Below are 637 nucleotides of genomic sequence, written 5' to 3'. Positions count from 1 at the left end.
TCATTGGACTTTCGGTTAGCGGCGAGCGTAAAAAAGGCGATGGTGTTCTCGTCTCACAGCAGGACCTATGGCATATTGGTTCCATTACTAAATCTTTTACAGCTACGATGATTGCTCGCTTGATTGAAAAAGGTGATTTGAAGTGGGATACATCTATCAAAGATGTTTTTCCTGACGAAAAGAACATCCATTCAGAATGGAATGATGTGACTCTAGGCAACCTGCTTGCACATACATCGGGAGCAACACCCAATTTCTCGCTTTTGGTTAGCTTAAAAAATCCAAACGCTGGTAGTGAAAGAATGGCTGCAAGAGAATCAGCAGTGCGATATATACTCTCTCAGCGGCCTGAAGTAACGCCAGGTGAAACCTTTGTATACTCAAATGTCGGATATACGATTGCAGGTGTAATAGCTGAAAAGAAGGCAGGAGTTTCATGGGAAAATTTAATTAGAAAAGAGGTTTTTTCACCTTTAGGGATTGAGAGTGGTGGCTTTGGTGCCCCTAAAGATATAGAGGGAAAATTAAGTCAGCCATGGGGGCATAAAAAATTATTTGGTTTTACTAAGAGTGGAAAAGATGATAACACGCCAATAATTGGACCTGCTGGTACAATACATTTATCGCTTAATGATTT

Annotated in this window: 1 protein-coding gene; it reads left to right on the top strand. The window is 40.7% G+C overall.

The window, feature by feature from the left end:
- Nucleotides 1-637, top strand: a 637-nt coding sequence (locus ACCI51_RS19435) for a serine hydrolase domain-containing protein (RefSeq protein ID WP_371845085.1), incomplete at both ends; no start/stop codon positions are given.

The sequence above is a fragment of the Microbulbifer echini genome, assembly GCF_041447225.1.
Taxonomy (GTDB): domain Bacteria; phylum Pseudomonadota; class Gammaproteobacteria; order Pseudomonadales; family Cellvibrionaceae; genus Microbulbifer; species Microbulbifer echini.
The sequence above is the reverse complement of the archived record's forward strand: the minus strand, read 5'-3'. Positions and strand labels throughout refer to the sequence as shown.